Here is a 26,213-nt window from a genome sequence, read left to right as displayed (position 1 = left end):
GCATCCAAAATGTTCGTTTTAATTTTTAGGAAACTTTTCATTCTTTTTGTTCATAAAAGCTGTTGAATTGGAATTATACATTCCTATTATATATTATTAATTAATTCAACAAAGAAATAAAGATTTCCTTTTAAATTTTCGATTTTTTCTGCCTTGTATTATTTTCTAACTTTACCAACAAATGCCTTCTAATCAAAGCGATATTATTAAAAAGTCTAACACCAAAAGCAAACACGGCCGCTAAATATAAATCGATTCCTAGTTGTACACCAACAAAGGCTAAAAGTGCAGCTAAAGAAACGTTAGCAAAAAAACCTGTTACGAATACTTTTTCGTCAAACTTATGTTCTAAGTGAGAGCGTATGCCCCCAATTAATGTATCAAAAGCAGCTAATACTGCAATGGATAGATAATTTTCATAAATTTCTGGAATACGAAAGTCTGTTAATAAGCCTAATACTATACCAATAATGAGAAATATTAATGTAAGCCACATATTACGATTCTCCTGTTTCGTCAAAATCTGCCGAATTTAACCACTTGAAGTCAATGCTTTGGTCGTACTTTGGCAACGTTAAATTATGTTCTATATCGTATTCAAGTTCTAAATTTTCTACAGCAAAATAATCATTCACCCGGCTAACCTGCATATAATCAAGTAATTTTTCTACATCTGAGGCAAGCACCTTTATTTCCATTGGTAAAGGAGGTAAAGGGTGATTGTTTACATACGTATATTCATTAACAGAACGTATAGGTGTTATACTCGTATAACGTTCGTTTGCAATAGCGATGTTGTTGGCCCCATATGTGTTTAATTCATTAATTAAACGATGTAATAATTCAGGTGGTACCGTAGGGTACACTTGACCAAACTGTAAATCTTGGTAAAGTGGATTTACACGAATGACAAGACCTTTGCCTTTAATTTCTGTCAATCCTGCTTTCTCTTTTAATACATTAACAGATTCCTTTAATGTCTCCAGCTTTTCACGATCTGATTTACCTTCATATTGTTCAATTATTATCTCAGCATCCCTTATTTGTTTATACAAGTTTTGCTGCTTTAACTGTTCTTCACGTAAGTCTGTACGAACTTCCCATAAATCCCTTGTATCCCTGACTTCTGTTGTTTGGTTGGACTGAAAAAGAACAGCAACCATAAGTCCAGCCAACAAAGAGACAAATGCTAATAACATTTTTCTCCTCAAGAAAAACTTACCACCTTTCACCAGAAACCCTAGCATTCATTTTTAACTCGTTTTTCTTCTCAATAGTAACCTCAACATTGTCCATCACTAATTGCTCTAAGACACCATTTTGTAGTTTTAAGCTTGTCTCTAAAATATCTGCATCTCCTATCGCACTTATGACAAACGGTGCTGGGTGTTGAACACCATCTACCGATATAACAGGACCTATACAAGTAATAAAGCTACTTTTTAGTAATCTTTGTCCGTTAATAGAAATGGCAGATGCACCAGAAGACAACAGTTCATTCACCACTTTGTGCACATGAAGATCATGTACAATATAGTCATTAACGTTAACACTTTCATCGTCCGGTACATATTCTGCATCTTTTAACGTGACAGAAATTCCCGAACCACGAATGGGTACTTCACCCGTTAACATTTGAAGCTTTTGTTTATCGTCTAAAAAACCAGCAACAACTTCCTCTTGTTTTCCTAATTCTTCTTCAAAATTATTAATCTGCTCTTTAAGTGCAACTAGTTCATTGCGCAATTGTTTATTTTTCTGTTCTACTTCGTTTAATTGTTGTCTATAAAAATAATCTTGTTCTAATTGATCACTTTCTAGCTTCACAACCTTTGATTCTTCTTTTGTTATTTGGTAACTAAAGGCTGCTAGAAAACCAGTAACAAGTAAAATGAAGGAGAATATAACATGACTACCCTTCAATTTCATTCCACACTCTCTCCTTCTTCCGCATTCTCCATATCTTCTTCTATCGTTTCACCATATGGTACAAAGAAAGCCCCTAAGTCAATATGTATAACACCTTTTTGTTCAGGGTCAATTTGAGCTGCAATGGAAGGATAAGCTCTCATTTTATCTGAAAAATTTCGGATAGAGGCAATAACTTCTCGCCCATTTACCATGTATAATTGAATTTTATACGGATTTGTATCCTCTGGTGCCCAATGAATTTCTGAAATTTGTGCACTCAAGCTATTATTTAGTGAACGTAGCTCTTTTGTCATTTCAGCTAAATAGGTACTATTTTCCCAACCTATCAATATAGGTGCATCTCCACCAGGAGTATCAACTGGTTTGTTTTTTAATGCTTGTCCATTTTCGAGTATTGGAAAAAAACTTCCTTCATACTTAACATACCCAACTCTCAAATATTCTTCAACCTTTATTTCAACAGTATTCGGCAATTTCCTTCTTATTTCTACGTTTTTTATTTCGGGAAGCTCCAAAATACTATTTTCTATCTCTTCAAACTTTAAATTCCAAATATTACTTCCCTTTTTAAGCTCACTTTGGTTGATTATTTCACCAGTCTCTAAAAAGGTGTTTTCCTGGACAACAATATGCTTCACATGGCTAAGAGGTGACTGAAGATACAAAATAATTAGGATTAAAATGAAAAATAAAAATAAATAAAAAACTAATCGTCTATTAGCCTTTTTCTTTCTAGCCGCTTTTAATTTTGGAATACGGTCTTCAATGGATACTATTTTTTTATCAGCCATAATCCTTTTACTTCCCCTTAACTAATTTCATTGTGATAACTATCCTTACGTATAAGAAAACGGCATGAAACCATGCCGTTTTTCGGTTGTCACTTTTAGTACTTCCCAAAAGATTTCAATACAGAAAGTCTACAACTATAATAAATAATTATATCACACTAAAAGCAGAATGAAATAAGAGAAGGTACCTAGTTTTCTAAGATTTCTACTTCGGTTTCCATTTTAACATCATATTTTTCTACTATTGTTTTTTTAATATGATCAATTAAGGCCATTACATCCTCAAACGTTGCGTTTCCTTCATTTACAATAAAGTTCCCGTGTAGTTCAGAAATTTTAGCCCCTCCAATTTGGTAGCCTTTCAAACCGGCATCTTGCACAAGTTTTCCGGCATGGTTAGGTAGTGGATTTCTAAACACACTTCCACAGCAAGGATGACTCCAAGGCTGTGTATCCCTACGATAATCCTTATATTTCTTCATTTCTTCTACTATTTCTTCCTTATCTCCATTCTCAAGCTTCAAAACTGCTTCTACACAGTATCCTCTTCTTTCTTCTTGTAAAACTGATGTCCGATAGGAAAATTTCATTTCTTTATTAGTAAGCCATTCTAATGTTCCATCCGGAAAAAGAACTAGTGATTTGACTAAAATGTTCGACATGTCAGAACCGTGGGCTCCTGCGTTCATATAAACTGCACCACCGACACTACCAGGAATACCACCAGCAAATGCTAATCCTCGCTTTCCTTTTCTACTCATAATCGTCGCTAGTTTGACTAGGGGATAACCCCCGCCTACTGTAATATGGTCTTCATTTTCCTCCAAATGATCAAGACCTACGCCGAACTTAATAACAGCACCACGCAGACCTTCATCGGGAATTAATAAATTGGATCCTCTTCCTATTACGCGAATAGGCGTGTTAAACGCATTTAAAATTTCAATTGTTTTTTTTAGTCCCTCAATACTGTTTGGTTCTATAAATAAATCAGCTGGTCCGCCAATTTTAATAGTTGTATGTTTTGATAGTAGTTCATTTTCTTTTACTTTTCCTACATTTGCTTCTGTCAGCTTTTGAATGATTGTTTCCATGAGCATCCTCCTTTATATGTTACTGTATCATTGTTCATAAAATAAATACCCATCCATTATTTTATCATGGTTTCCCTCTTTTTGTGACATGAACCCATATTATCTTTTCACAGAAAAAATTCCTTGCCTAAAGTGGCAAGGAATTTCTTAAATTTTTGCATACCTGCTTATATTTAACAATACCCCAACAGATAACAAGGTTAGGGTCAATGATGATCCACCATAACTTATGAATGGCAACGTAATCCCTGTAACTGGAATTAGACCAATAACAACACTTATGTTGATGAACACTTGAATTACTAGCATCCCAACAATACCTAGTGCTAATAAACTACCGAACAAGTCAGGCGCATGAAGGGCAATTCTAATCCCTCTCCACATTAATAAGAAGAAAAGTAATATGACAAATGCACCACCGATAAATCCAAGTTCTTCGGCTAAAATAGAAAAAATAAAGTCTGTTTGGGGTTCGGGTAAATAGAAGAATTTTTGTAAGCTTTGCCCTAACCCCATTCCCATTAAACCACCTGGCCCTATCGCATATAAGGATTGAATAATTTGGAACCCATCACCTAATGGATCTTCCCATGGGTTTAGAAATGCCCGAATTCGATCAATACGATATGGAGCCGAAATAATAAGGCCAGCAAATCCAACTAATCCTAATAAACCTAATCCAGCAAAATGGGATATTTTTGCTCCAGCTATGTAAATCATGACGAAACATGTCCCAACTAAAACGACACCCGTTCCGAGATCTGGCTGTAACATGATTAAACCAAAAGGAACAAAAACTAAAAGTAAAGATGGTAAAAAACCTTGCTTAAATGAAGTAATATATTTTTGTCTTTCTGAAAGTACTTTTGCCATGAAAATAATTAAGCCGAACTTCATAAATTCTGCTGGTTGAACACTAAATGCCCCTACACCAATCCAACTTCTTGCCCCACCACGTACCATTCCTATCCCTGGAATTAGCACGGCGATTAATAAAACGTAGCAGACAATCAAAATAATGTTTGAATAATCTCTCCATTTTTGATAGGGAACATTCATCATAAAAAACATAACAAATAAACCAACAAATGCAAATAAAAGCTGCCGTTTCGCGTAAAAAAACGGATCATTTAATTTGTATTCCGCCCATATAGCAGACGAACTATAAACCATAATAACCCCAATTAATAGCAAGGAAAAAATGATTATTAACAATGTATAATCTGGCGCTCGGAGTTTTCCAGATGATCTTTTTGCCAAAAAAAACACCCCCAATTCCTCTTTATCTGGAATTTGGGGCTATGAGTGAAACAAGCCCCTATTATAGCTTATGCACCGTATTGACAAACATGTCACCACGTTCTTCAAATGAACGATATTGATCCCAACTAGCACATGCTGGTGATAGTAAAATAATATCTTCTTCATTTGAAATTTGATAAGCTTTATGAACAGCTTGTTCTACATTATCGACAATTTCAATTTGATCTATCCCTACAACTTCTCCTGATTCTTTAATTTTTTCTGCCGTTTGGCCAAATAAAACCATCGCTTTTACATTAGTCAAGTAAGGAGTTAAGCTCTCAAAACTATTTCCACGATCTAAACCACCAGCAAGTAAAATAACACGTTGGTTAAAGGCCGATAATGCTTTAGAAGTGGCAAGTATATTTGTAGCCTTTGAATCATTATAGAACAGTCTTCCGTTAAGTTCTCTGACAAATTGTAATCGGTGAGGAACACCACGGAATGTTGTTAGTACCTTTTGAATTCCATCAATTGTTGCTCCCATTAAACGAGACGCTGCAATAGCAGCTAAAACATTTTCTAAATTATGCTTACCGACTAGCACAATCTCTTTCAGCTCAATGATCTTTTGATCTTGAAAGTAGACGTACTTATTATCCACCCACGCTCCGTTGTTCACCTTTTCATTTACAGAAAAAGGAACAGTTTGAGCATTTGCTTCCTGAACTAAAGAAGTAACTAATCCATCATCTGCATTATAAACCACATAATCTTCTTCCGTTTGATTAGCAAATATTTTCGCTTTCGCATAAGCGTAATGGTCTAATGTTTTATGATAATCTAAATGAGCCTCAAATAAGTTTAAAAACACAGAAACATGTGGCCGAAATGTTTGTGTTCCTAATAATTGAAAGGATGATAACTCAATGACTAACTTTTCATCCTCCTGCACATCTTTTGCCACCTCACAAGCAACTGTTCCAATATTTCCAGCAATTTTTGTTTTTTCTCCACTCGCTTTTAACATTTCATAAATTAATGTCGTCGTTGTCGTTTTACCGTTAGAACCTGTAATCCCAACAAAACTACCCCTTGACAGAAGGCCTACTAGTTCAACCTCGGTGATGATAGGAATATTTCGACTTAACGCTTCTTTGACTATGACATTGTCGTATGGAATTCCAGGGTTTTTAACAATAATTTCTACATCATCTAGAACAGATAAAGGGTGGCCCCCTGTTATAACTTCCATTCCAAGTGCCTTCAATTCTTTTGCTGCTTGGTTCTCTTCTTCTTTCTTCATATCATTGACACGTACTTTTTTGCCATTTTCAAATAAAATACGTGCTGCAGCCTCACCACTTTTAGCAAGACCTAATACGAGAACCCGTTCATAAGGAAATTGTTTTAATGTATTCAACCTAACCACACCTCAATATATATGCCTAATGCTGCGAATAAGATTCCGACTACCCAAAACGTCGCGACTACTCTCCACTCTGACCATCCTTTCAGTTCATAATGGTGATGGAGAGGACTCATTCTAAACACACGCTTTCCTGTTGTTTTAAAAGAAATAACTTGAATCATGACAGATAACGTTTCGATGACAAATACGCCACCAACAATAACGAGTAATAATTCCAATTTTGTTAAAATAGCTACTATCGCAATTGCTCCCCCAAGAGCTAGCGATCCCGTATCCCCCATAAATACCTTTGCTGGGTGTGCATTAAAAACTAGGAAACCTAATAAAGCACCTACAATAGCAAGGGAGAATATTGCTATTTCAAATTGTGGGTTTCCATGCCAAGCCATAATTCCAAAAGCACCAAATGCGACAGCAGCAGTCCCAGCAAGAAGACCATCTAAACCATCTGTTAAATTCACCGCATTTGATGACCCTACTAACATAAATAAAATAAATAGGGCATAGCCTGCACCTAAATTAATTTGCCAATCTGTCCCTGGAATACCTATATAAGTGGGAAAATCATGCTGGTCTAATATAAGATAAACAATAATGGCAATAATCAATTGACCGAGCATTTTTTGTTTGGATGTTAATCCTAGGTTCCGTTTTTTAACAATTTTAATAATATCATCTAAAAATCCAAGTAGTCCGTATCCTATTAAAACGAATAGAAGTAAAAAAACTTCAAAACTAATTGGATTCGGATTAAATTTTGTTGCCATAATAAGGGTTGTGATTGATACGGAAATCAAGATCATTAGCCCACCCATAGTAGGTGTACCAGATTTTTTTTGATGTGACTTTGGCCCCTCTTCTCTTATACTTTGCCCAAACTTCAGTCTTCGTAAAAATGGTATAACAAAGGGCGATATTAATACAGTTATAAGAAAAGAAACAGCCATTGTAATGAGTAAGATTGTTTGTGACATTGTTGGGCTCCTCCCTTTTGGACTAAAGTCCTTACATACTACTCCCCTGATGAAAGCTGTTCAATAATCGACTCTAACTTCATTCCCCTTGAAGCCTTAAATAGTAGCAGAGTATCAGCTTTTAACTCTTTGCGAAGCTCTTTAGTTAATTTCTCCTTTGATTGAAACGCAAAGGTCTGAATAGTACTATCTCTCTTTTTAAGTTCTTTTAAAATTTCTTCACTTTCCACACCATACGTATAAACTGCATGTATTGGAGGGGTAATTACCTCTGCGATAGAGCGGTGGAAACTTTTCGAATGTTCACCTAATTCTAAGATATCACCAAGGATTAGTACCTTACGATTGGCATTCATTTCCTTAACAACTTCGATAGAGGCTTTCATAGAGGTAGCAGATGCATTATAAGCGTCATTAATTAGGATAGCCCCTTCTTTTGTTTCTATTTTCTCAAAACGCATCCCTGTTAATTCAACATTTTTTAAACCATCGCGAATTTGATTATCATCTAATCCAAAGAATCTTGCAGCAATAATAGCAAATGCTGCATTTTTCGCTTGATGTCTTCCTAGTAATGGCACTTCAAAAGACTGATCTTCAATGGTAAACACAGTACCATCATTGTTTACTCCTACATTTTCAATAACGACATCGTTCTCTTTATTAAATCCTATTCGAACCGTATCATATTTATTTACTAATATTTGAAGTAATCGCTCATCCCCATCGATGATTAGTTTTCCGTTTTCTTTTAATCCAGAAGTGATTTCACTCTTAGCTTTTGCTATTCCTTCTCTGGAACCTAAATATTCAATATGGGATTCCCCAATATTCGTAATAACTGCAATATCTGGCTTGGCTATATTAGACAACGTTTCGATTTCCCCAAAGTGATTCATTCCCATTTCTAGTATTAGCACTTCTGTGTTTGGTTCCATGCTAAGAATAGTTAATGGAAGTCCAATATGGTTATTAAAGTTACCTTTTGTTTTCTCTGTTTTATACGTCGTTTCAAAAACTTTTGCGAAAAAGTCCTTCGTCGTTGTTTTTCCATTAGAACCTGTAATTCCTATTACTTTTGGATCTACATGCTCTCGATATGCCATTGCCAGCTGCTGCATTGCTACTATTGTGTCTTCAACAAAAAACAATGGGAAATCAGTTGGTAGGAATCGCGGTATTTCTTTATCCTTTTGCCAAAGTGAAGCAACCGCTCCCATGTTGATCGCATCTTTTAAATAATCATGAGCATCAAAATTTTCTCCTACTATGGGAACAAATAGGCTAAACTTTGCTTTTTTTCGACTATCTGTAAATACTTCATAGATATTAATAGAATCTAATGCTTTCCCCTTATAATTTGGAAAGATAGTAGTGAGCCAATTTGTTGTAAATTTGACCATTATATACGCCCCTTTAGCTTTTCCTCTATCAATTGTCCAGCAATTGCACGATCATCAAACTCAAAACGTTGTTTATCAACTTCTTGATACGTTTCATGCCCTTTGCCAGCAATTAGTACTACATCTCCAGCTTCTGCTTTATTTATAGCATATGCAATCGCCTTTTTACGATCTTGCTCTACCACAAAATTTTGAGAGGAAATGTCTCGTGTCATATCTTCTAAAATAGCAAATGGGTCCTCTGTTCGAGGGTTGTCCGAAGTGAAAACAGCTAAATGACTGCCTTTTACAGCTACTTCTGCCATTTTAGGTCTTTTTCCTTTATCCCTATCTCCACCACACCCAATAACAACATAAATTTTGCCAGTAGCAATGGTTTGGACAGTAGTAAGTACATTTTCTAAAGAATCAGGTGTATGCGCATAATCAACAATGACCCCGAATTCTTGGTCTTTTTGAACCGTTTCAAATCTACCAGGCACACCATTCGTATTAGCAAAAGCGTACTGAAGTGTCTTAAGCGAAACTCCTGCACAAATGGCTGCACTACTAGCTGCTAATATGTTATAAACGCTGAATTTACCGGCTAATGGACTTTTAATATGTACATTTCCAACAGGAGTAATCATGTTAAATGACGTTCCATTTGCATGTAACTCAAGGTCTTTTGCTTGTACATCTGCATTTTCGTTTAAACCATACTTTACCACTTCATACGGAGTACTTCTAGCGAGTTTTTCTCCATATGGATCATCAGCATTAATCACAGCATATTTAGGTTTCCCCGTGTAAACATTCCCCATTTGCGAGAACAGCAAACTCTTTGCCCGGAAATAGTCATCCATCGTTTTATGATAATCTAAATGGTCTTGTGAAAGATTGGTAAATACAGCTATATCAAAGTCTGTTCCATATACTCTTCCTAAATCTAATGCATGGGAAGAAACTTCCATCACTGCAGTTGTGACCTTTTCCTTTACCATATCATGAAAGGCCCTTTGTAAGACTAAAGCATTAGGAGTAGTATTTTGAACAGAGTACTTTTTCTCTGCAATTTTCATTTGAATGGTACCAATTAACCCTGTCGTTTCCTTTTGTATTTCAAAAATTTCGTTTAGGAGGTAAGTTAACGTGGTCTTACCATTAGTTCCCGTTACCCCAATTAATCGAAATGCTTGACTAGGATTATTGTAAAAACGATTAGCTAGATGTGACAGAGCTTTCGTTGTATCATTTACTACAATAACGGGTATATCAAGGGAAAGAGGGCGCTCTGCTATAACAGCACAAGCCCCCTTCTCTGCAACTTGCTCAGCAAAATCGTGTCCATCTACTGTATATCCCGTAATACAAACAAACACGTCTCCTTTTTTAACTTGGCGAGAATCCATTTCAATTCCTGATACCTCTATATGATTTAATTCTTGATCACACTTATAAAAATGTAACACTGATATAAGATCTATTAATTTCATCAAGTAATCTCCTGCCTCACTAAAAACATTCGTTTTTTATTATAGCAAATTTAAGGCGTCGAGACGATAAACTTTTTTTCTTAGAGAATCGTCCGTAAGACAACCACTTCTAGACGAAGAGAAAATTCTGTTGATGGAGTCTGTAGAGCTCAAGGACGTTAATACCCCGTTTAACTTTGCTACATTCAGGAGGGGATGAAGAAAAAGCCCTATTGATTAAAGGTGTTTTCTAAAAGGTTGTGTTGTTCGCAATATACTTAAACTGCGAAGTAACTTAATATGTGTAATTCCTACCGCTACGGAAATATACTACGCTTTCCACGGGCTTGCGCTGAGGTGCGCGAAGTATTCTGCCGGATCGGCCGTTTAGCACCCAGCTGCTTCAAAGAGCAATTCCTGTAAAAGTTAAGTATCATTTTCTATCAACAGCGATCAAAAACAACAATCCTTATAAAAGTTTCTTTATTAAAGTCTTAGATTATCTAGCTACTGTATCCGTTTTTTATTCCCTGCTCTTGGAGTTATCGTCGCTTAAGAATATTCTAATGGTAGAGCCTTGTTCAACTGTTTCTCCTGCCTTAGGAGCTTGTTGAATAATATACTCCCCTTCTCCTTCTGCCTCAATAGAAAGGTTTGTTAAATATTTTTGTAGGTCTTTCTTTGTAAGACCAATTAAATCTGGCACTTCCACTCTCGGCTTTTCAGGCCAATTATACTCTTTCTCGAAACCATTTTCCCGTTCTTCAACACCTAAAGCACGTAGACTATCTTCCATGATGGTGCCTACGATCGGTGCAGCTACCACTCCACCAAACTGTACTGTATTTTTAGGGTTATCGATTGCTAGATAAACAACGATCTTCGGATCATCAGCGGGGGCAAAACCGATGAAAGATACGATATGATTGTTACTCATATAGTTTCCATCAGCTCCAACCTTTTGGGCAGTACCAGTTTTACCACCAACTCGATACCCATCCACAAATGCTTTCCCACCAGTTCCTTGGGCCACAACACTCTCAAGTGCATAACGGATTTGTTCTGATGTCTCTTGAGATATTACTCTCTTTTTCATAATAGGCTTCGTTTCTTCCACTACTTTTCCCGTAATAGGATCTATCCATTCCTTTGCCACATATGGTTGGTATAAATACCCTCCGTTAATAGCGGCAGATACTGCTGTGACCTGTTGAATTGGTGTTACAGAAACCCCTTGCCCGAATGCCGTGGTTGCAAGCTCAACAGATCCAACATTTTCTTCTTTAAATAAAATTCCTTTACCTTCTCCTGACAGATCAATTCCGGTTTTTTGTCCAAAACCGAAATTTTTAATATACGTAAATAGTTTTTCTTTACCTAGTTTTTCTCCCATTGTCACGAAACCTGGGTTGCAAGAGTTTTGTACTACTTCCAAATAGGTTTGATGGCCATGTCCCCCACTTTTCCAGCAATGTAAGTGAGCTCCACCAACTTCAATGGAACCTGTATCATTAAACTCATCTTCTTCTAAATCGATTAGCTTTTCCTCTAAGGAAGCAGCTAAGGTAATTATTTTAAACGTAGACCCTGGTTCATATGTGCTCCATACAGGTAAATTTCGGTTATAAACCTCTGCAGGTACATTTTGAAATTCAGCTGGATGAAAATTTGGTCTACTAGACATTGCTAGTATTTCACCTGTGTTTGGATCCATAGCAATTCCAATTGCTCCATCTGGGTTATATTTTGCTTCTGCCAAATCCAACTCTCTTTCAATAATCGTTTGTACACGCTCATCGATTGTTAGCTTTAGATTTAACCCATCCTTTGGAGGAGTATATAGGTCTGCCATATCGTTCATCTTATGGCCTTTGGCATCTGAGAAGAAAGATAGTGACCCTTTCTCACCATTTAATTTGTCATCATAAGACAGCTCAATACCAGCTAAACCTTGGTTGTCTATTCCTGTAAACCCTAACACATGAGCTAACATTTCGTCATGAGGATAAAAACGCTTTGAATCTTCCGCTATGTATACACCTTCTAAATTTAATTCTTGGATTTTTATCGCTTGTTCTTCTGTTAATTTTCTTCCTTCCGGGTGTATGATGTGGACAGAAGCAGTCATCGTTAATACATCGTAAGCATCTTTTACGGACATATTAAGTATTTCCGATAGCTTCTCTGCAGTGTCTTGAGGGTTTTTAATTTGTCTTGGTACAATAGCAACAGATGGGGCAGACACATTTTCAACCAAAACGTTTCCATTTCGATCCAAAATTTCTCCCCTATCAGGTTTTAATGGAATATCACGACTCCACAATTCTTCCGCTTTGTCCATTAACATATCACCGATTACAAACTGAACATAACCCAATCGAAAACTCATTATTATAAAAAAGACTAACGCAAACAGAAAGACAGTGACTAATCGTTTTCGCACTGTTACTTGAGATACTCGCTTCATTTGATCATCATCCTTTTGTACAAGGTAAGCTTGTATCACACTATATGTAGCGAAAAACAAAATTAGAACACTGTCTTATTAGGTTTACTCGGTGGTTGTAGAGTTATTTACTTCTTCATCTTCTAAATCTTCGTTAGTCTCCACAGTGTCTTCTGTTTCAGCAGGTAGCACTGTGTTAGGTGGTTCGAGAGCTATACTTAAATACTGATTTCCATTCATTTTCGTCCCTACAGGAATGCTTTGTTTTACAACATAACCAGTCCCAATATAATCTACCTTTATGTTGAGTAACGTTCCTAACTGTAAAACTTGGCGTAGAGACCAGTTGGTTAAATCAGGCATAAGCACATCACCATCCGTTAAAAGAATGGTGTTACTTCCCGGAATTATTTCAGCTCCAGCTGAAGGGAGTATAGACTTCACTGTATCTCCACTACCAACTACTTTTACATTTGCTTGTTTACTAACCAATTCTTGTTGAACTGATTCGATGGATTGACCTGTATAGTCTGGTAACACATAAGGTTGAACATCAAAATCGTTTTTTTCTAAATCCGGTTTAATATTTAAATAATGTAGGCTATTTTCCATTACAGTTTTAAATATATAGGATACCGGTTCGTTTCCTATTTCTGTGTCTGCTAGTTTCGGTCTTTTTACAGCAACATACATCATTAATTCAGGATCCTCTTTTGGTGCCATACCAAGGAAGGAGAAAATATAATTCTCTTTTCCGGATAAAAAGCCTCCCGTTTCTGGATCCGGTATTTGAGCAGTACCTGTCTTACCTGCAACAGAATAATTTTCTAAACCGTAAACTTTTCCTGTACCAACTTCAGATGTCACAACTGTCTCCAACAAATCCATTACTTGATTTGCTGTTTCTGCACTAATTGGTTCTCCTACAATTTCAGGCTTACTTTCCTGTAAAATATCCCCTGATTGAGAGTCTATTACTTTAGAAATGACATAAGGCTTAATCATTTTTCCTTCATTTGCAATGGCTGACGCAGCTTTCATTAATTGAATCGGTGTAACAGTAGTACCTTGTCCGAAAGTGGAGGCAAGCTTTTCTGAAGGCCAATCAAATAAAATGTGACCCTCTATTTCTCCTGCGACATCGATACCTGTTTTCGTATCAAAATCAAAACGGTTCAAATATTCTAAAAATGCTTCTGTTCCAAGCTTTTCCCAAACAAGTTTAGAAACAGCAACGTTTGAAGATCTTTGGAACCCTTCATCATAAGTGATTGGGCCCCATCCCTCTTTCTTATGGTCATAAATAGGTCTAACATCTTCTAAAAATGTAAATTTTCCAGACTGATAGGTTTCACTTCCATTATAAACACCAGCATCAATAGCTGCAGCAATCGTAAACATTTTCATTGTTGATCCCGGTTCAAAGGGATAAGAAATAATGTCGTTGTACCAGTTCTCTATATTTGCTCTAATGTTTGGATCAAAACTTGGTCTACTACTCATTCCTAGTATTTCCCCTGTTTTCGGGTTCATCACTACTGCCATAATTCGCTCAGGCTCATACTGTTCATGGACTTGAGACATCGCATCTTCTAAAAATGTTTGCACTTTTTGATCAATTGTTAAATAAATATCATTACCATGTATTGGTTTTTTCACCACTTCTTCAGGATTTAATAGTTTTACTGCGTAATTATCCCGTTGAAAGGATATATATCCCGGCTCTCCCGACAAGAACTCCTCCTGGTATTTTTCTATTCCCATAGCACCTTCAAAATTACCTTCATCTGTTTTTTGAGCAAAACCAATTAAATGGGAAGCAAATTGACCATTTGGATAGTAACGTTCGGAAACCTTTGAGAAATAAATACCCGGTAACGAAAGAGCCTCTATTTCTTGCTTCGTCTGTTCATTTAAATTTTGACCATACGGTACAAACTCAACCTGAAATTTCTCCGCCCTAATACCATCATTTAAAATTTGTAACATTTTCGTTTCGTCCATATTTAATAGAGGAGCCAGCTTGTTTGCAGTGGTCGTTGGATCATCGACATGCAGCGGCTCCTCAGAATTTTGAGAGTATTCTTCATTTAAAATGGCATACATATTGTAGGCTGGTTTATTATCAGCTAGAACCATACCTGTTCGATCTAAAATCTTTCCCCGTTCTGCTGCTAAACTGTAGGAATTCGTCCGTTGTTCATCAGCCCAATTAAGAAGATTTACTCCTTCTACTTCTCCAGCTGCTTGGATGTATAACAAACGCCCAAATAAAAGTAAAAATAAACCTGTAAAAACTACCATTAATAGAATGGTAGTTATATTTGTCGCTTTAAGTTTTCTCATCTTCATGCGCCACCTTTAGCGTACAATATCAGCCTGTTCAACCGTTGTGTTCTTAATGTCTAAACCATTAGCCTTTGCAATTTCCAAAATTCTGCTTGGTTTACTTAAATCCTTCACCTCAGAACGTAACGTATCATTTTGCAAGTGTTGTTGTTCCATATCTGTTTCCATTTTTTGAATGTCTCGATTAACTAAATCTAGAGTGGAAGAATAAGAAATAATAAAAATGGAAGCAGTAACAGTCAACATTGCAAATAAAGAATAAACAAGTTTTTCCCCTTTTGAAATCCAAGGGTTTTTATGTACTTTTACTTGTACTTTTGTTTGTCGTTGCTCTTGTGGTTGGTATTGTTCGAGTTTTTTTGCATAAACGGAAGCCATTATTTATTACTCCTCTCAGTATAACGGAATTGCTCTTCCCATGGTTTGATTTTTTCAACAATTCTTAGTTTTGCAGATCTGGAACGACGGTTTTCTGTTACCTCATGTTCATTAGGTAATATTGGTTTTTTCGTTATCATTTTAAAAGGTGGTTTAATTACATCTGGCATTACTGGAATATTTCTTGGTACAGGTGGTGGTGTGCTCCATTTTTTCATTGCCTTTTTACACGTACGATCTTCAAGGGAATGAAAGGTTATCACGGAAATACGTCCACCGATAGCAACAACCTCAGCTGCTTGGTGTAATGCGTCCTCGAAAACATTAAGCTCATTATTAACAGCAATTCGTACAGCTTGGAATATCCTTTTTGCAGGATGCCCACCTGTTCGTCTCGCAAATGCAGGAATAGCATCCTTGATAATATCAACTAATTCCGCTGTTGTTTGAATCGGTTGTTCTTCTCTTCGTTGTTCAATCTTTCTTGCCACTTGCTTCGAAAATTTTTCTTCCCCATATTGGAAAAAAATTCTCACTAAATCTTCGTATGCCCATTCATTAACCACTTCAAATGCTGATAAGGCTTGTGATTGGTTCATGCGCATATCCAACGGCGCATCATGCTGATAGCTAAATCCTCGTTCTGATTGATCTAGCTGTGGGGATGAAACACCTAAATCAAACAAAATACCATCTACTTCATGTATTCCGTTTTCAAAAAGTTTTTCTTTTAGTTGTTGGAAATTCGCATGAACAAACAAACACCTATCTTTGTATTCATGAAGTCTTTTCATCGCAAATTCTAGTGCCTGCGTATCTTGGTCGAATGCAACTAATTTACCTTCACTATTAAGCGAGCTTGCAATTAGTTCGGAGTGTCCTCCGCCTCCTAACGTGCAATCTACGTATGTACCATTAGGTTTAATATTTAATCCCTCAACTGATTCATTTTTTAATACACTATAATGTTCAAACATTGTTTTCACCTGCTTTTACCGTTTTGTTAAATGTCAAAATCCATCATGTTCTCTGCAACTTCGGCAAAAGATTCCTCAGATTCTTCAAAGTAAACATCCCATTTCTCTTGAGACCATAATTCAATTCTATTTGATACACCGATCACGACGCATTCCTTGTCGAGTTCAGCATATTTTCTGAGGGGCGATGGGATGTTTATTCTACCCTGTTTGTCCACTTCACATTCAACAGCACCAGAAAAGAAAAACCGTGTAAAAGATCGGGCATCTTTTTTTGTAAGGGGAAGTTTCTTTAGTTTTTCTTCTAAATGGCGCCATTCGCTCATGGGGTAAGCAAATAAACACTTATCAAGACCACGTGTAATGACAAATTCATTACCTAGTCCTTCTCGGAACTTGGCAGGTACGATAATTCTGCCTTTTGTGTCTATATTATGTTGAAATTCCCCCATGAACATGAACATCGCCCCCACTTTCTGAATATAGTGTACCACAATCCCCCACTTTCCACCACCAAAAATTTCATATTTTTGGGAATAATAAAAAAGACCTACCTGAATTAGGTAGATCTTCCTTTTTGACTAAATAGAAATCCTTTTTATATCAAGGGTTTAAACATATTTTCTATAAAAGTGGAGGAAAGTGGTTAAGTATTATATATAAACACAAAAGTGGTCCGCTTCCCAGTCTATTTCTTGTACAATAAGCTCTTTTAACCAGTTTTCACCATATAAATTCAACCAATAAACGACGTTCCACATTCGCTCCTGTAAGCCACCATCTGGTTTAAGAGTTGCTTCTATCCAATCAAACTTTTGAATTGTTTGAAAATTCTTTTCCTTAATCGTATAAGAAATTCTTTGTTCTAAGTAATCAAGCTCATTTAAGATATTAAGCAAGTTTTTTTCTGCCATCTGGCCTAAATCAGCTTGTAGTCCTTTCGCAATATCCCTTAATGGTTTATGTGCTTTTTCAATCGTTAGCTTCACTTGATCACTTAATTCTTCCACTGGTGGAGTCGTTCTTCCTTTCAACCAGGACAGCTTATCCACAGCACTACCATTTTGGATGACATGCTCTATCCTAACCGCTAACTGTCTAAGTACTTTCTCCGTCTTCGGTTCAACTATCGTATAGGAGAGACGAGGGACAACTGGAGGCATCTTTACGTTTAACACCTCAAAGGCTGGCTTTAATACAGACCAGTATGCTATTTCACCTGGTCCACCAATAAATGCTAAAACTGGTAATAGCTTTTCCTGCATTAGTGGACGTGTTACAACATTATTGCTTAAAAGGGAAGGCTGTTCTTTCGCCACTCTTATTAACTCTTCCTCTGTAAATTTACATTCTTCATTTTTACCAACCCAAGAGCCACCCTCATCGACATGTAGTAGAATTCTTTCTCCGTTTAGGTGATAAAATAGATGGCCATCATTTACTTCAGCATCTAACGCAACAGAATAGCCAAGGCTGCTAACCTTATTCAATGCACTTCGAACGCCTTCTGCTATCTCCGGTCTTTTATGAATCATTTCGACAAAAAATTCACTTTCCAGTTCACGTACTTTTGGATCACCAGAATCCAACAAAACAATTCCTTCTTGTTCAAACAGAGTAAAAACAACTCGAGAAAAAAAGTCCACAAACGTTTTACTTTGCTCGATTAACGATGTCAACTTGGTTAAAAGGGGTTTCGTCCACGAAGTTTCTTCTAAATTACGAAAAATATTTTCAAGCCATTTTACCGCTTCTTCCTGATCGAGTTCCATATGAGAAACAGATTCTTTCTTTGTTTGGCGTTGTAAAATTTTATATTTTTTCATATGTGGAGCTATCGGCAAAGATATATGATTGATTTCCTCAAAATCATGATCTTCACCTGCAACCCAAAATAATGGAACTACAGGGACACCAAGTTTTTCTTCCTGCTCTTTTGCGAGCTTAATAATGCTTATTAGTTTGTGAATGGAATATATTGGACCAGTAAGCAATCCTGCTTGCTGACCTCCTACTACTACAACACTATTTGGTTGCTTTAACCTATTAATATTGTCTATAGTTGCAGCTGGAGCACCCCAACCTTTATTGCTTTCTAACAAAACATCCGTAAGTTTTTTTCTTTCGTATGTTTTATTCGTCAACTCGTCTAAACGTTGATAAAAACCATTTTGAACAAAAGGATTATAATCAAAAAATTGCATGGCACGATCATCTATTTGACGGTAGTCTTTTATTAGACCACTTAATCCTTCTAATGAAACAGGTTGTATTCGCATATAACCTTCTCCTTTTTACTTCCTAAGCTATGTATGTCGTCATTGTACCTTAATCCTTCTCTATCTTTCACCTAATATGTTTTATCATGCGATAATTCGAATGAGAATCCCATAAAAGACCGTAACAAAATAAACACAAGTAAATAGTAAAAAAGAAACTCTCCAAAAGCTTTTAAAGGCTTTTAAAAACAATACTTCCTCTTGGGTTTTCCATTGAAAATATAAAATAGTTCCGAACATCAAAATGAGAAAAATGATTAGCCAAGGTAAAATAAAGGTCCCAAACGTTATTCTTAGAGCTGTTGCTACTGCTATTAAAAGTAAAATGGTCGTCATATCCGCAGCACGTCTAACCGCTTTGGACTTTTGCTGTGTTAGTTTTAGCATCACAAAAAAGATAATAAAAAAAGATAAGATAGGTATTGTAATAAAGAGGGCAATTATATATGTCATAAAGTCAATCACTAGTAGTCCTCTCTTTCTGTTTGAAGCGATTTTATCGCGTAATAAACAAAGTTTGTATAGGGTATTTCCTTTTGTGATACTTTAACTAAATAACCTGATATAGCATCTATTTCTGTTTTAGCATGATGGATTACGTCCTTACGCATAGATGATATATTTGTTTTTGTTTTTTGTGCAACTTCAGTTATATAGACCCACATTTCTTCCTCATCTAATTGTAGTACCTCACAAGCTTCCTTACATAGTTTAGATGCTAAGAAACGAATGTTGTCATTTGCTACTATTTCCCCATTCACTACATTAAACAGTGCTGTAAGAGGATTAATAACAGCATTTACACACAACTTTTTCTTCACCATACGCAACCAATCGTTCTCCCAAAAAACAGGAAATGTATTACTGTGCAACGATTTTATTAGAGATTCTAATTTTTTATCCTCTTTATTCTTTGCACCAATTCGAATAGAGCCTTTGCCAGTATGTTCAACTGTATAGTCGTTTACACGATTAGCACCATGATCTAAAACTCCAATTAAAATTGGATTTTTAACATCATGTAGCTTTGCTATATGGTCCATTCCATTTTGCAAAAATAACAAAGGCTTATCAATCGGGACATTTTTATAAATTGTTTTGATAATATCGGATAAGTTCGGTTGTTTAACACATATTATATAAAGGTCATGCACGTCAATACGGTCTATTAATTCAGCGTGAACTGAATATCGCTCATTTTCAGGATATAAATGAATACTTCTCTGTGAAATTTCCTTTTGTTGTTCTGGTCGACGTACATAACAAGTTATTTGATGTTTATTGGATAAATGCGCTGCTAGGAGCAATCCTGTTGATCCAGCCCCAATGATTGCTATATTCAAGATTTACACTCACCTTTATAAAAAGTCTATTTGCTAATTTTATCAAATTTCTTCCTACATTCGGTAGAAAATAATATATTTTCGAAAAATTTGAATTATTATTCATTTTGTTTACCTATTTTTTATATTATAATGGAATTGTGTAGTAATGGAATGAGGGGGATTAATTATGGAAAATATATCTGTCGAACGCCTCTTAATTAACTATAAAACATTAGAGGAATTTAAACGTTTTAAAGAATATGGAGTTCAAGAATTATCAATGTTAGAGGACTTACAAAGTAATATGATTGAAAATGATAGCGAATCCCCATTTTACGGGATTTATTATGGAAGTTCACTCGTTGCTAGAATGAGCTTGTATCGTGTAAGTAAAAAGTACGACCAATATTTTGAACCACCTCAAGATTACTTAGAATTATGGAAGCTAGAAGTCATGTATGATTATCGTGGTAAAGGATTTGGTAAGAAACTAGTTGATTTTGCGAAGGAATATAGCTTACCAATCAAAACAAATCCAAGAATTAATTCTCATGGATTCTGGGAAAAAATGGGTTTCCAAAAGGTTCATTATGATATGGAAAGAGACTTAGGGGAAAACCCTTTAATCTGGCTACCAGAAGGCGTAGAAGAACAAAATACAAAATCAAAAAAACAAGGCTGAACACGTGCTTCAGCCTTGTTTTTTTGATTTCAGAAGATCTGCATCTGCGCCCTTCCAAAGATTCACAATTTCTTCTAGTGCATTTTCATAACGCTCAATCTTTTTCTTTAATATTTCATTTTCTTGGGAGATTTGTTTTATCCGTTCATCTACCATGTCATAGGAGACTGCACTAGTTTCATACGTTTCTTTTATTTTCTTAAGAAGCTCAATAGCTTCATCAAATTCGAATGGTTGATGGGTATTACTAACATTCTCCGTTTTCACTTTTGGTTTATCCTTTTTCCGTCTTGCCTCTTTTGCCATTTGAATTGCTTTGTCATACTGTTTTCTTACCGTAGCATTCCACCGAAACCCACAAGCTGCGGGTGTACGAGACAATTGCTTTGCTACTTCTTCAAAAGCTTCCAATTGTGTTTTCCCTTCTCTTATAAATCGAAGGACAATTTCCGCTAGAAGAACATCTTCTTCGTCTGTCCAGGCATCCTGTCTGTTATGGACCATTCTATCCCTCCTATTTCTTTTACTATGAATCTATGCAAGAAACAGGAGTGATAGACTATTTTTTTCCTTGCTTTTTGAGAAAACTGTTTACTGCTTCTTTATGCGCTTTGGATCCCCATAGTTCCATACATTGCATTAACTCTTCTTCCATTTTTGCTTTTATATTTATAAAAGATTTGAGCCACTGGCTTTTTAAAATACGCATTTGATTACCGTTTTTCTCCACAAACGGTGAAAATAGCTCATCTATGCTACTAGGATTATCTCTCTTATAGGTTTGCTGGATCCAGCCCCAATCTTTTAAAGTAGAAGCATGATGAATAACTGATGTAGTCAGCCAGTAATATGCTTTTGCTGTATCCATACGATGGTATAGAAGTGTTCCCCCTCCCCATCCTGGTAAAATGCCTAATTTTCCTTGCACAAACCCATGAGAAGAATCTTCATCAGCAAAACGAAAATCGCAAGCGGAAGCAAGTTCACACCCACCGCCCCTTGCATCCCTATTTAACATGCAAATCGTTGGAACAGGAAATGTCGCTATCTTATATAAAAGATCCTTCATTTTCCCTAATCTTTCTGCAGCTTCATCCCCATCTAAATCAGCATGAAAAAATTCTAAATCTCCACCAGAACAAAAAGCCTTCTCCCCAGCACCAGTAAGAATAAGAAATTTCAAATCTTCTTTTTTTGCTTTTTCCAATGCCTCATCAAGTTCCTCACACATCAACCCTGAAACAGCATTTCGTTTTTCTGGTCGATTTAAAGTGATTGTTATGTAACCGTCTTTCTCATTCCAGTCATATAAAATAGTTTTATACAAGTTCTCCCTCTTTTCTTTAATAGGAAATAGTATTTTCTATAAGGTTTACTGTTTTTAAAAAAAGATAGAAAGTGTAACGCTAAAATAGTTGGATTGTTGGACTCAAAACGTGCAATATTACACTAAATCCTCAATTATTATTGACTTTATCACAATTAATCTCTACCTTCACACAAAAACGAAAGCAATCCTCACAATTATTTGCTTCATTCACACAAAAGCTTCCACCAAAAAAAGATGCCTCATTATGAGACATCCTTTTGTTGTTACCTTATATGACGTTCAAGTGAATAAACGCTGCAAGCAAACGTCCATTCACCATTTATGTTTACATAAGGCTAACTTTCTGACACTAGCCAAGATGTTTTATTTTTCAACAACTTGTTTTCCGTCGTAATGACCACATGCTTTACATACGTGGTGAGTCTTCTTGTACTCTCCGCAATTTGGACATTCAACCATGCCAGGTACATGAAGTTTTTTATGAGTACGGCGTTGACGCTTAACTTTTTTAGAAGTTCTTCTAGCTGGTACAGCCATGTGTTACACCTCCTTCAAGACGAGAAAGCAAAAATCAATCCTAGTCATCCTTCTTTTCATCAAAAAACTGACTCAACTTTGCAAGTCTTGGATCTACTTTTTGCTCTGTTTCCTTATTTTCATCAAGAAATTGCCATCCTTGACCTTCATCTAAATTGTTTTCACTCAAGCTTTCATTACTAGCAAAAACTTGCAAAGGGACTTCTAATAAAATATTTTCCTTAATATAAGGCATTAAGTCAAGAACTTCTCCATGAATTTCATGAATTTCGTTTTCGTCCTCTTGATGATGTTGAGAAGTCGAAAACACTTCAATGGAATCAATTGTAAAAGGGTACTCCACATCTACCAATGTTCTGGCACATGGTAACACCATTATACCGGAAATAGAAAACTGAAACGTAATCGTTTGACCACGCATGGTCACCTCGCCTTGCACCTTAACTGGTGGGATCCGGCGAATATCATTATTTAACGTTTCCAACTCCGATACATCCACATCTTCTTCAAATTGAAATGGTGCTTTCGTTCGTATTTTCTGAAGAGAAAATTTCATCCTATCACCTCAGGGCAACAAAAGTTATTTTAAAAGGAAAAAAAGGTTTTGTCAATATTTTTTCTTAACAGTCTAATCCTATCCATAAAACGTAGAGAAGCATACGAACAATTCAAAGATTAACCGCTCTAGTAACTTTAACAAAAAAAGACGTCAATGAAAAGAAAGAAAGGAGGATAAGCTTGACTTTTTGCTCCTATTCCTTCTGAATTACTAATAAAAGGAAACTTATAAGGAGTGCTATAGATGAAAGCTTGTGGGCTTATTGTGGAATATAATCCATTTCATAATGGACATGTATATCATCTGGAGTCATCCAAAAAGAAAACAAACGCAGACTGTGTGGTAGCTGTTATGAGTGGTAATTTTTTGCAAAGAGGAGAACCTGCTATTTTAGACAAATGGCATCGAGCAGAAGCGGCTCTTCAAACTGGCGTTGATTTAGTCGTGGAATTACCCTATGTTTTCGCTGTCCAACATGCTGATTTGTTTGCAAAGGGTGCCATTTTAACCTTAGATGCTCTTCAAGTCGATACCGTTTGCTTCGGGAGTGAACAGGGCGACATAACTCCGTTTCATAACGCTTACAGCCACTTTAAGCAGAATGAAGGTAATTTTACTTATCAGTTACAAATAGGGCTTAAAGAAGGCCTATCGTTTCCAGAAGCTAGCCGTAGAGCTTATGAACAAATTAATTTAACGACAAATGAACTAAACCTTTCACAACCAAACAATATTTTAGGGTTTAGTTACGTAAAATCTATTTTTGATTTAAAAACTTCCCTCAAGCCTGAGACTATTCAACGAACAAAAAGTCAATACCATGATGAAGAAATTGAAAATCAAATTGCAAGTGCAACAAGTATACGCAGAGAAATCATTTCTTCAAAAAATCTTAGTGAAAAAGCGAAAAGCGCCATTCCTTTATCAACTTATCATGCTTTTCTTACATACCTCGAAAAAACGAGTGTGCTACATCATTGGGAGCATTATTTCACTTTGTTACAGCATACTGTTTGGACGTTAGATTTAGAAACCCTTCGAACTATTCATGGAATGGAAGAAGGATTGGAATACCGTTTAAAGAAAACGGTAAATCATGCAGAGTCCTTTCAGCATTGGATGGAACTTTTAAAAACGAAAAGATATACGTGGACAAGGCTTCAGCGGATGTTTGTTCACTTACTAACGATGACAACTAAGTTAGAAATGGAATCTATTCATATGTTAAAGTCCATTCCTTATATAAGGATACTTGGAATGAATGAAAAAGGTCGTCAGTACATAAATGAGAGAAAAAAGAATTTGGATATCCCTCTCGTATCAAAGCTGCAACAATTTGATCATCCTTATTTGACGATAGAAGAAAGAGCAAACCATAGTTATTACCTTGCTGTTGAAGCAAAAAAAAGAGCCCGAGTAAAAAACAGAGATATAGAAGCACCTATCATTTTAAATTAAGCATGCATGTTAAAAGCTTTGTTGCGTTATTTATTTAAACTGCGACGTAACTTAATATGTGTAATTCCTACCGCTACGGAAATACACTACGCTTTCAGCCGGCTCGCGCTGGAGTCCACGTGTATTCCTTCGCTCAAAATGTGCTTCATGACTTGTTTTAATTCAAAGTACTAATGATTGGGACAGAGTCGAAATATAGCCAAATACAGCACTCTCATAGATGGCTTTATGATTATCACTAATCTTGAATCAGAAAATTACTACTAGCGTAGGCCGAATACGAAGACTCCAGCGGGACAGCACGTGTCTGAAGACCCCGCCAGCGGTGCTTTTCCGCGAGGAGGCTGAGGCCGTGCCCTAAGGTGCGCGAAGTATTCTGCCGGAGCGGCCGTTTAGCACCCAGCTGCTTCAAAGAGCAATTCCTGTAAAAGTTAAGTCTCATTTTCTATCAAATGCGAAACAAATAATCTTTTCGAAAAGAACCTTAATTAAAGTCAAAACCCCTGCCATCTGGTCCATACAGATGCAGGGGTTTTCTTTTAGGCTGATTTTGGTTGAAGCTTTTCTAAGTAATCTACTGCCTCATCAAATGTATCTATTGGTACTACAACCATATCTGTTTCAATTTCTTTAGCAGTCTGAGAAGCTACACTATAATTGGATTCAATAGCCCCTTCTTCATTAGGTGCAAAAAACACATCACAGCCATCCTGATCAGAAGCAACTACTTTTTTATCAATCCCACCGATTCTTCCAACGATTCCATCACCATCAATAGTCCCTGTTCCACAAATTTGGTACCCCTTCGTATAATCTACCGGAGTAATACGATCGAATATTTCTAAACTAAACATTAATCCGGCACTTGGTCCACCTATTTCACCGCTGTTAAATATTACTTCAGGTTCTGTAACGACATTTCTCTTCGTTACAAGTCCTACTCCCATCCCAACTTTGTCAGGATTTTCAGGAAATGTAGCTAATCCAACATCTACTTCTACCTCACTACCATTTCTAAGCAAGGTTAAATGTACCGTTTCATTTACATCCAATGAACCAACATATTGAGATAAATCCTCAGTTTGTTCTACTAACTGACCATCTACAGAAAGAATTTCGTCCCCACCTTGTAAAACCTGTGCTGCAGGCATTTCATCATCAACATAAGAGACAAAAACCCCGTCAAACTCATATTGCACTTCTTTATTTGCTGCCTTAAAAGCAACAGCTATAGCTTGATCCTGAGATGATTCCATATATTCAATTTGAATATGGTTATATTCTTCTTGACTAATTCCTTCAGGTCTTATTTCTTCTAGTGGATATATTTGATAAAACGGCTTTAGTTTGGCCCATAAATAATAGATTGGTGTAGCTTGACCGCCTCTAACCGTTACAAGATGCATATCTCCTTTACTATTTTGACTCCCCTCTATGTCAATCATCGGGTTAAGAGGGGACGCATTCCCTGGTTGATAAATATAGTAGGGCAATTTATAAGTTGTTAAAAAGATTATTGCTATAAGGACTAAAGTTGCAAAGATTAGTTGGGTTATGCGTTGTTTCAT

Annotated in this window: 25 protein-coding genes; 2 read left to right on the top strand and 23 right to left on the bottom strand. The window is 36.2% G+C overall.

The features are described 5' to 3' along the window. Positions 1–130 precede the first annotated feature (130 nt). From HNQ94_RS17360 to HNQ94_RS17275, 18 genes are all read right to left on the bottom strand, one after another. Positions 131–496 carry a small basic family protein gene (locus tag HNQ94_RS17360; RefSeq protein WP_174497507.1) on the bottom strand — a complete coding sequence of 122 codons (366 nt, stop codon included), beginning with the start codon at positions 494–496 and terminating at the stop codon, positions 131–133. Between the two features lies 1 nt (position 497). After that, positions 498–1,211, bottom strand: a complete 714-nt coding sequence (locus tag HNQ94_RS17355; RefSeq protein WP_174497506.1) for a DUF881 domain-containing protein — start codon at positions 1,209–1,211, stop codon at positions 498–500. Between the two features lie 7 nt (positions 1,212–1,218). After that, entirely contained in the window at positions 1,219–1,929 is a 711-nt protein-coding gene (locus tag HNQ94_RS17350) for a DUF881 domain-containing protein (RefSeq protein ID WP_174497505.1), read from the bottom strand. Further along, complete coding sequence (locus HNQ94_RS17345; RefSeq protein ID WP_174497504.1) at positions 1,926–2,723, bottom strand: cell division protein FtsQ/DivIB; 798 nt, start codon at positions 2,721–2,723, stop codon at positions 1,926–1,928. Before HNQ94_RS17345 ends, HNQ94_RS17350 begins: the two co-directional genes overlap by 4 nt. Before the next feature lie 188 nt (positions 2,724–2,911). Then, a complete protein-coding gene (murB, locus tag HNQ94_RS17340; protein ID WP_174497503.1) occupies positions 2,912–3,817 on the bottom strand; it encodes a UDP-N-acetylmuramate dehydrogenase in 906 nt (301 codons plus the stop codon). A gap of 147 nt (positions 3,818–3,964) precedes the next feature. Then, positions 3,965–5,077, bottom strand: coding sequence for a stage V sporulation protein E (gene spoVE / locus HNQ94_RS17335; RefSeq protein ID WP_174497502.1), 1,113 nt, complete (start codon positions 5,075–5,077; stop codon positions 3,965–3,967). Positions 5,078–5,138: 61 nt separating this feature from the next. Then, the gene (gene murD / locus HNQ94_RS17330) at positions 5,139–6,485 is read right to left on the bottom strand and encodes a UDP-N-acetylmuramoyl-L-alanine--D-glutamate ligase (protein WP_174497501.1); all 1,347 of its coding nucleotides are present in this window, start codon (positions 6,483–6,485) and stop codon (positions 5,139–5,141) included. Beyond that, a complete protein-coding gene (gene mraY, locus HNQ94_RS17325; protein WP_174497500.1) occupies positions 6,482–7,468 on the bottom strand; it encodes a phospho-N-acetylmuramoyl-pentapeptide-transferase in 987 nt (328 codons plus the stop codon). The genes murD and mraY overlap by 4 nt, the downstream gene beginning before the upstream one ends. A 38-nt stretch (positions 7,469–7,506) precedes the next feature. Continuing rightward, positions 7,507–8,871 carry a UDP-N-acetylmuramoyl-tripeptide--D-alanyl-D-alanine ligase gene (locus tag HNQ94_RS17320; protein WP_174497499.1) on the bottom strand — a complete coding sequence of 455 codons (1,365 nt, stop codon included), beginning with the start codon at positions 8,869–8,871 and terminating at the stop codon, positions 7,507–7,509. Next, positions 8,871–10,346, bottom strand: coding sequence for a UDP-N-acetylmuramoyl-L-alanyl-D-glutamate--2,6-diaminopimelate ligase (locus HNQ94_RS17315; RefSeq protein ID WP_174497498.1), 1,476 nt, complete (start codon positions 10,344–10,346; stop codon positions 8,871–8,873). The genes HNQ94_RS17320 and HNQ94_RS17315 overlap by 1 nt, the downstream gene beginning before the upstream one ends. A gap of 502 nt (positions 10,347–10,848) precedes the next feature. Continuing rightward, on the bottom strand, positions 10,849–12,792 hold the full coding sequence (locus tag HNQ94_RS17310) for a stage V sporulation protein D (protein ID WP_174497497.1): 1,944 nt from the start codon (positions 12,790–12,792) through the stop codon (positions 10,849–10,851). Positions 12,793–12,876: 84 nt separating this feature from the next. Continuing rightward, positions 12,877–15,117, bottom strand: coding sequence for a penicillin-binding protein (locus tag HNQ94_RS17305; protein WP_174497496.1), 2,241 nt, complete (start codon positions 15,115–15,117; stop codon positions 12,877–12,879). A gap of 15 nt (positions 15,118–15,132) precedes the next feature. Further along, positions 15,133–15,498 carry a cell division protein FtsL gene (gene ftsL / locus HNQ94_RS17300; protein WP_174497495.1) on the bottom strand — a complete coding sequence of 122 codons (366 nt, stop codon included), beginning with the start codon at positions 15,496–15,498 and terminating at the stop codon, positions 15,133–15,135. Then, positions 15,498–16,475 (bottom strand): 16S rRNA (cytosine(1402)-N(4))-methyltransferase RsmH, encoded by a 978-nt coding sequence (rsmH, locus tag HNQ94_RS17295; protein ID WP_174497494.1) that lies wholly within the window; start codon positions 16,473–16,475, stop codon positions 15,498–15,500. Before rsmH ends, ftsL begins: the two co-directional genes overlap by 1 nt. A gap of 26 nt (positions 16,476–16,501) precedes the next feature. Further along, positions 16,502–16,933, bottom strand: coding sequence for a division/cell wall cluster transcriptional repressor MraZ (gene mraZ / locus HNQ94_RS17290; protein WP_174497493.1), 432 nt, complete (start codon positions 16,931–16,933; stop codon positions 16,502–16,504). A gap of 195 nt (positions 16,934–17,128) precedes the next feature. Next, positions 17,129–18,754: a bacillithiol biosynthesis cysteine-adding enzyme BshC gene (gene bshC, locus HNQ94_RS17285; RefSeq protein ID WP_174497492.1), complete on the bottom strand. Its 1,626-nt coding sequence runs from the start codon at positions 18,752–18,754 to the stop codon at positions 17,129–17,131. A gap of 84 nt (positions 18,755–18,838) precedes the next feature. Beyond that, positions 18,839–19,219 carry a DUF3397 domain-containing protein gene (locus HNQ94_RS17280; RefSeq protein ID WP_174497491.1) on the bottom strand — a complete coding sequence of 127 codons (381 nt, stop codon included), beginning with the start codon at positions 19,217–19,219 and terminating at the stop codon, positions 18,839–18,841. After that, a complete protein-coding gene (locus tag HNQ94_RS17275) occupies positions 19,219–20,097 on the bottom strand; it encodes a 2-dehydropantoate 2-reductase (RefSeq protein ID WP_174497490.1) in 879 nt (292 codons plus the stop codon). Before HNQ94_RS17275 ends, HNQ94_RS17280 begins: the two co-directional genes overlap by 1 nt. Before the next feature lie 169 nt (positions 20,098–20,266). Here HNQ94_RS17275 and HNQ94_RS17270 point away from each other — a divergent pair, with 169 nt between their 5' ends. Next, the gene (locus HNQ94_RS17270; protein ID WP_174497489.1) at positions 20,267–20,761 is read left to right on the top strand and encodes an N-acetyltransferase; all 495 of its coding nucleotides are present in this window, start codon (positions 20,267–20,269) and stop codon (positions 20,759–20,761) included. Between the two features lie 9 nt (positions 20,762–20,770). Here HNQ94_RS17270 and HNQ94_RS17265 read toward each other — a convergent pair whose 3' ends face one another. The 4 genes from HNQ94_RS17265 to HNQ94_RS17250 all read right to left on the bottom strand — a co-directional run bounded on the left by HNQ94_RS17265 (position 20,771) and on the right by HNQ94_RS17250 (position 23,184). Further along, positions 20,771–21,265, bottom strand: coding sequence for an RsfA family transcriptional regulator (locus tag HNQ94_RS17265; protein ID WP_174497488.1), 495 nt, complete (start codon positions 21,263–21,265; stop codon positions 20,771–20,773). Positions 21,266–21,320: 55 nt separating this feature from the next. Next, positions 21,321–22,088, bottom strand: coding sequence for an enoyl-CoA hydratase/isomerase family protein (locus HNQ94_RS17260; RefSeq protein ID WP_221452609.1), 768 nt, complete (start codon positions 22,086–22,088; stop codon positions 21,321–21,323). 366 nt (positions 22,089–22,454) lie between these two features. Further along, positions 22,455–22,628 (bottom strand): 50S ribosomal protein L32, encoded by a 174-nt coding sequence (gene rpmF / locus HNQ94_RS17255; protein WP_174497487.1) that lies wholly within the window; start codon positions 22,626–22,628, stop codon positions 22,455–22,457. A 40-nt stretch (positions 22,629–22,668) separates the two neighbouring features. Further along, positions 22,669–23,184 carry a YceD family protein gene (locus HNQ94_RS17250; protein ID WP_174497486.1) on the bottom strand — a complete coding sequence of 172 codons (516 nt, stop codon included), beginning with the start codon at positions 23,182–23,184 and terminating at the stop codon, positions 22,669–22,671. Between the two features lie 246 nt (positions 23,185–23,430). On the opposite strand from HNQ94_RS17250, the gene HNQ94_RS17245 reads away from it, so the two are divergent. After that, positions 23,431–24,645 (top strand): nucleotidyltransferase, encoded by a 1,215-nt coding sequence (locus tag HNQ94_RS17245; RefSeq protein WP_174497485.1) that lies wholly within the window; start codon positions 23,431–23,433, stop codon positions 24,643–24,645. Positions 24,646–25,184: 539 nt separating this feature from the next. Here the strand turns inward: HNQ94_RS17245 and HNQ94_RS17240 are convergent. After that, complete coding sequence (locus HNQ94_RS17240; protein WP_174497484.1) at positions 25,185–26,213, bottom strand: SepM family pheromone-processing serine protease; 1,029 nt, start codon at positions 26,211–26,213, stop codon at positions 25,185–25,187.

It is taken from the genome of Salirhabdus euzebyi, from assembly GCF_014207435.1.
GTDB classification, from domain to species: Bacteria; Bacillota; Bacilli; order Bacillales; family Alkalibacillaceae; genus Salirhabdus; species Salirhabdus euzebyi.
This window is presented reverse-complemented; position numbering and strand designations above follow the sequence as displayed.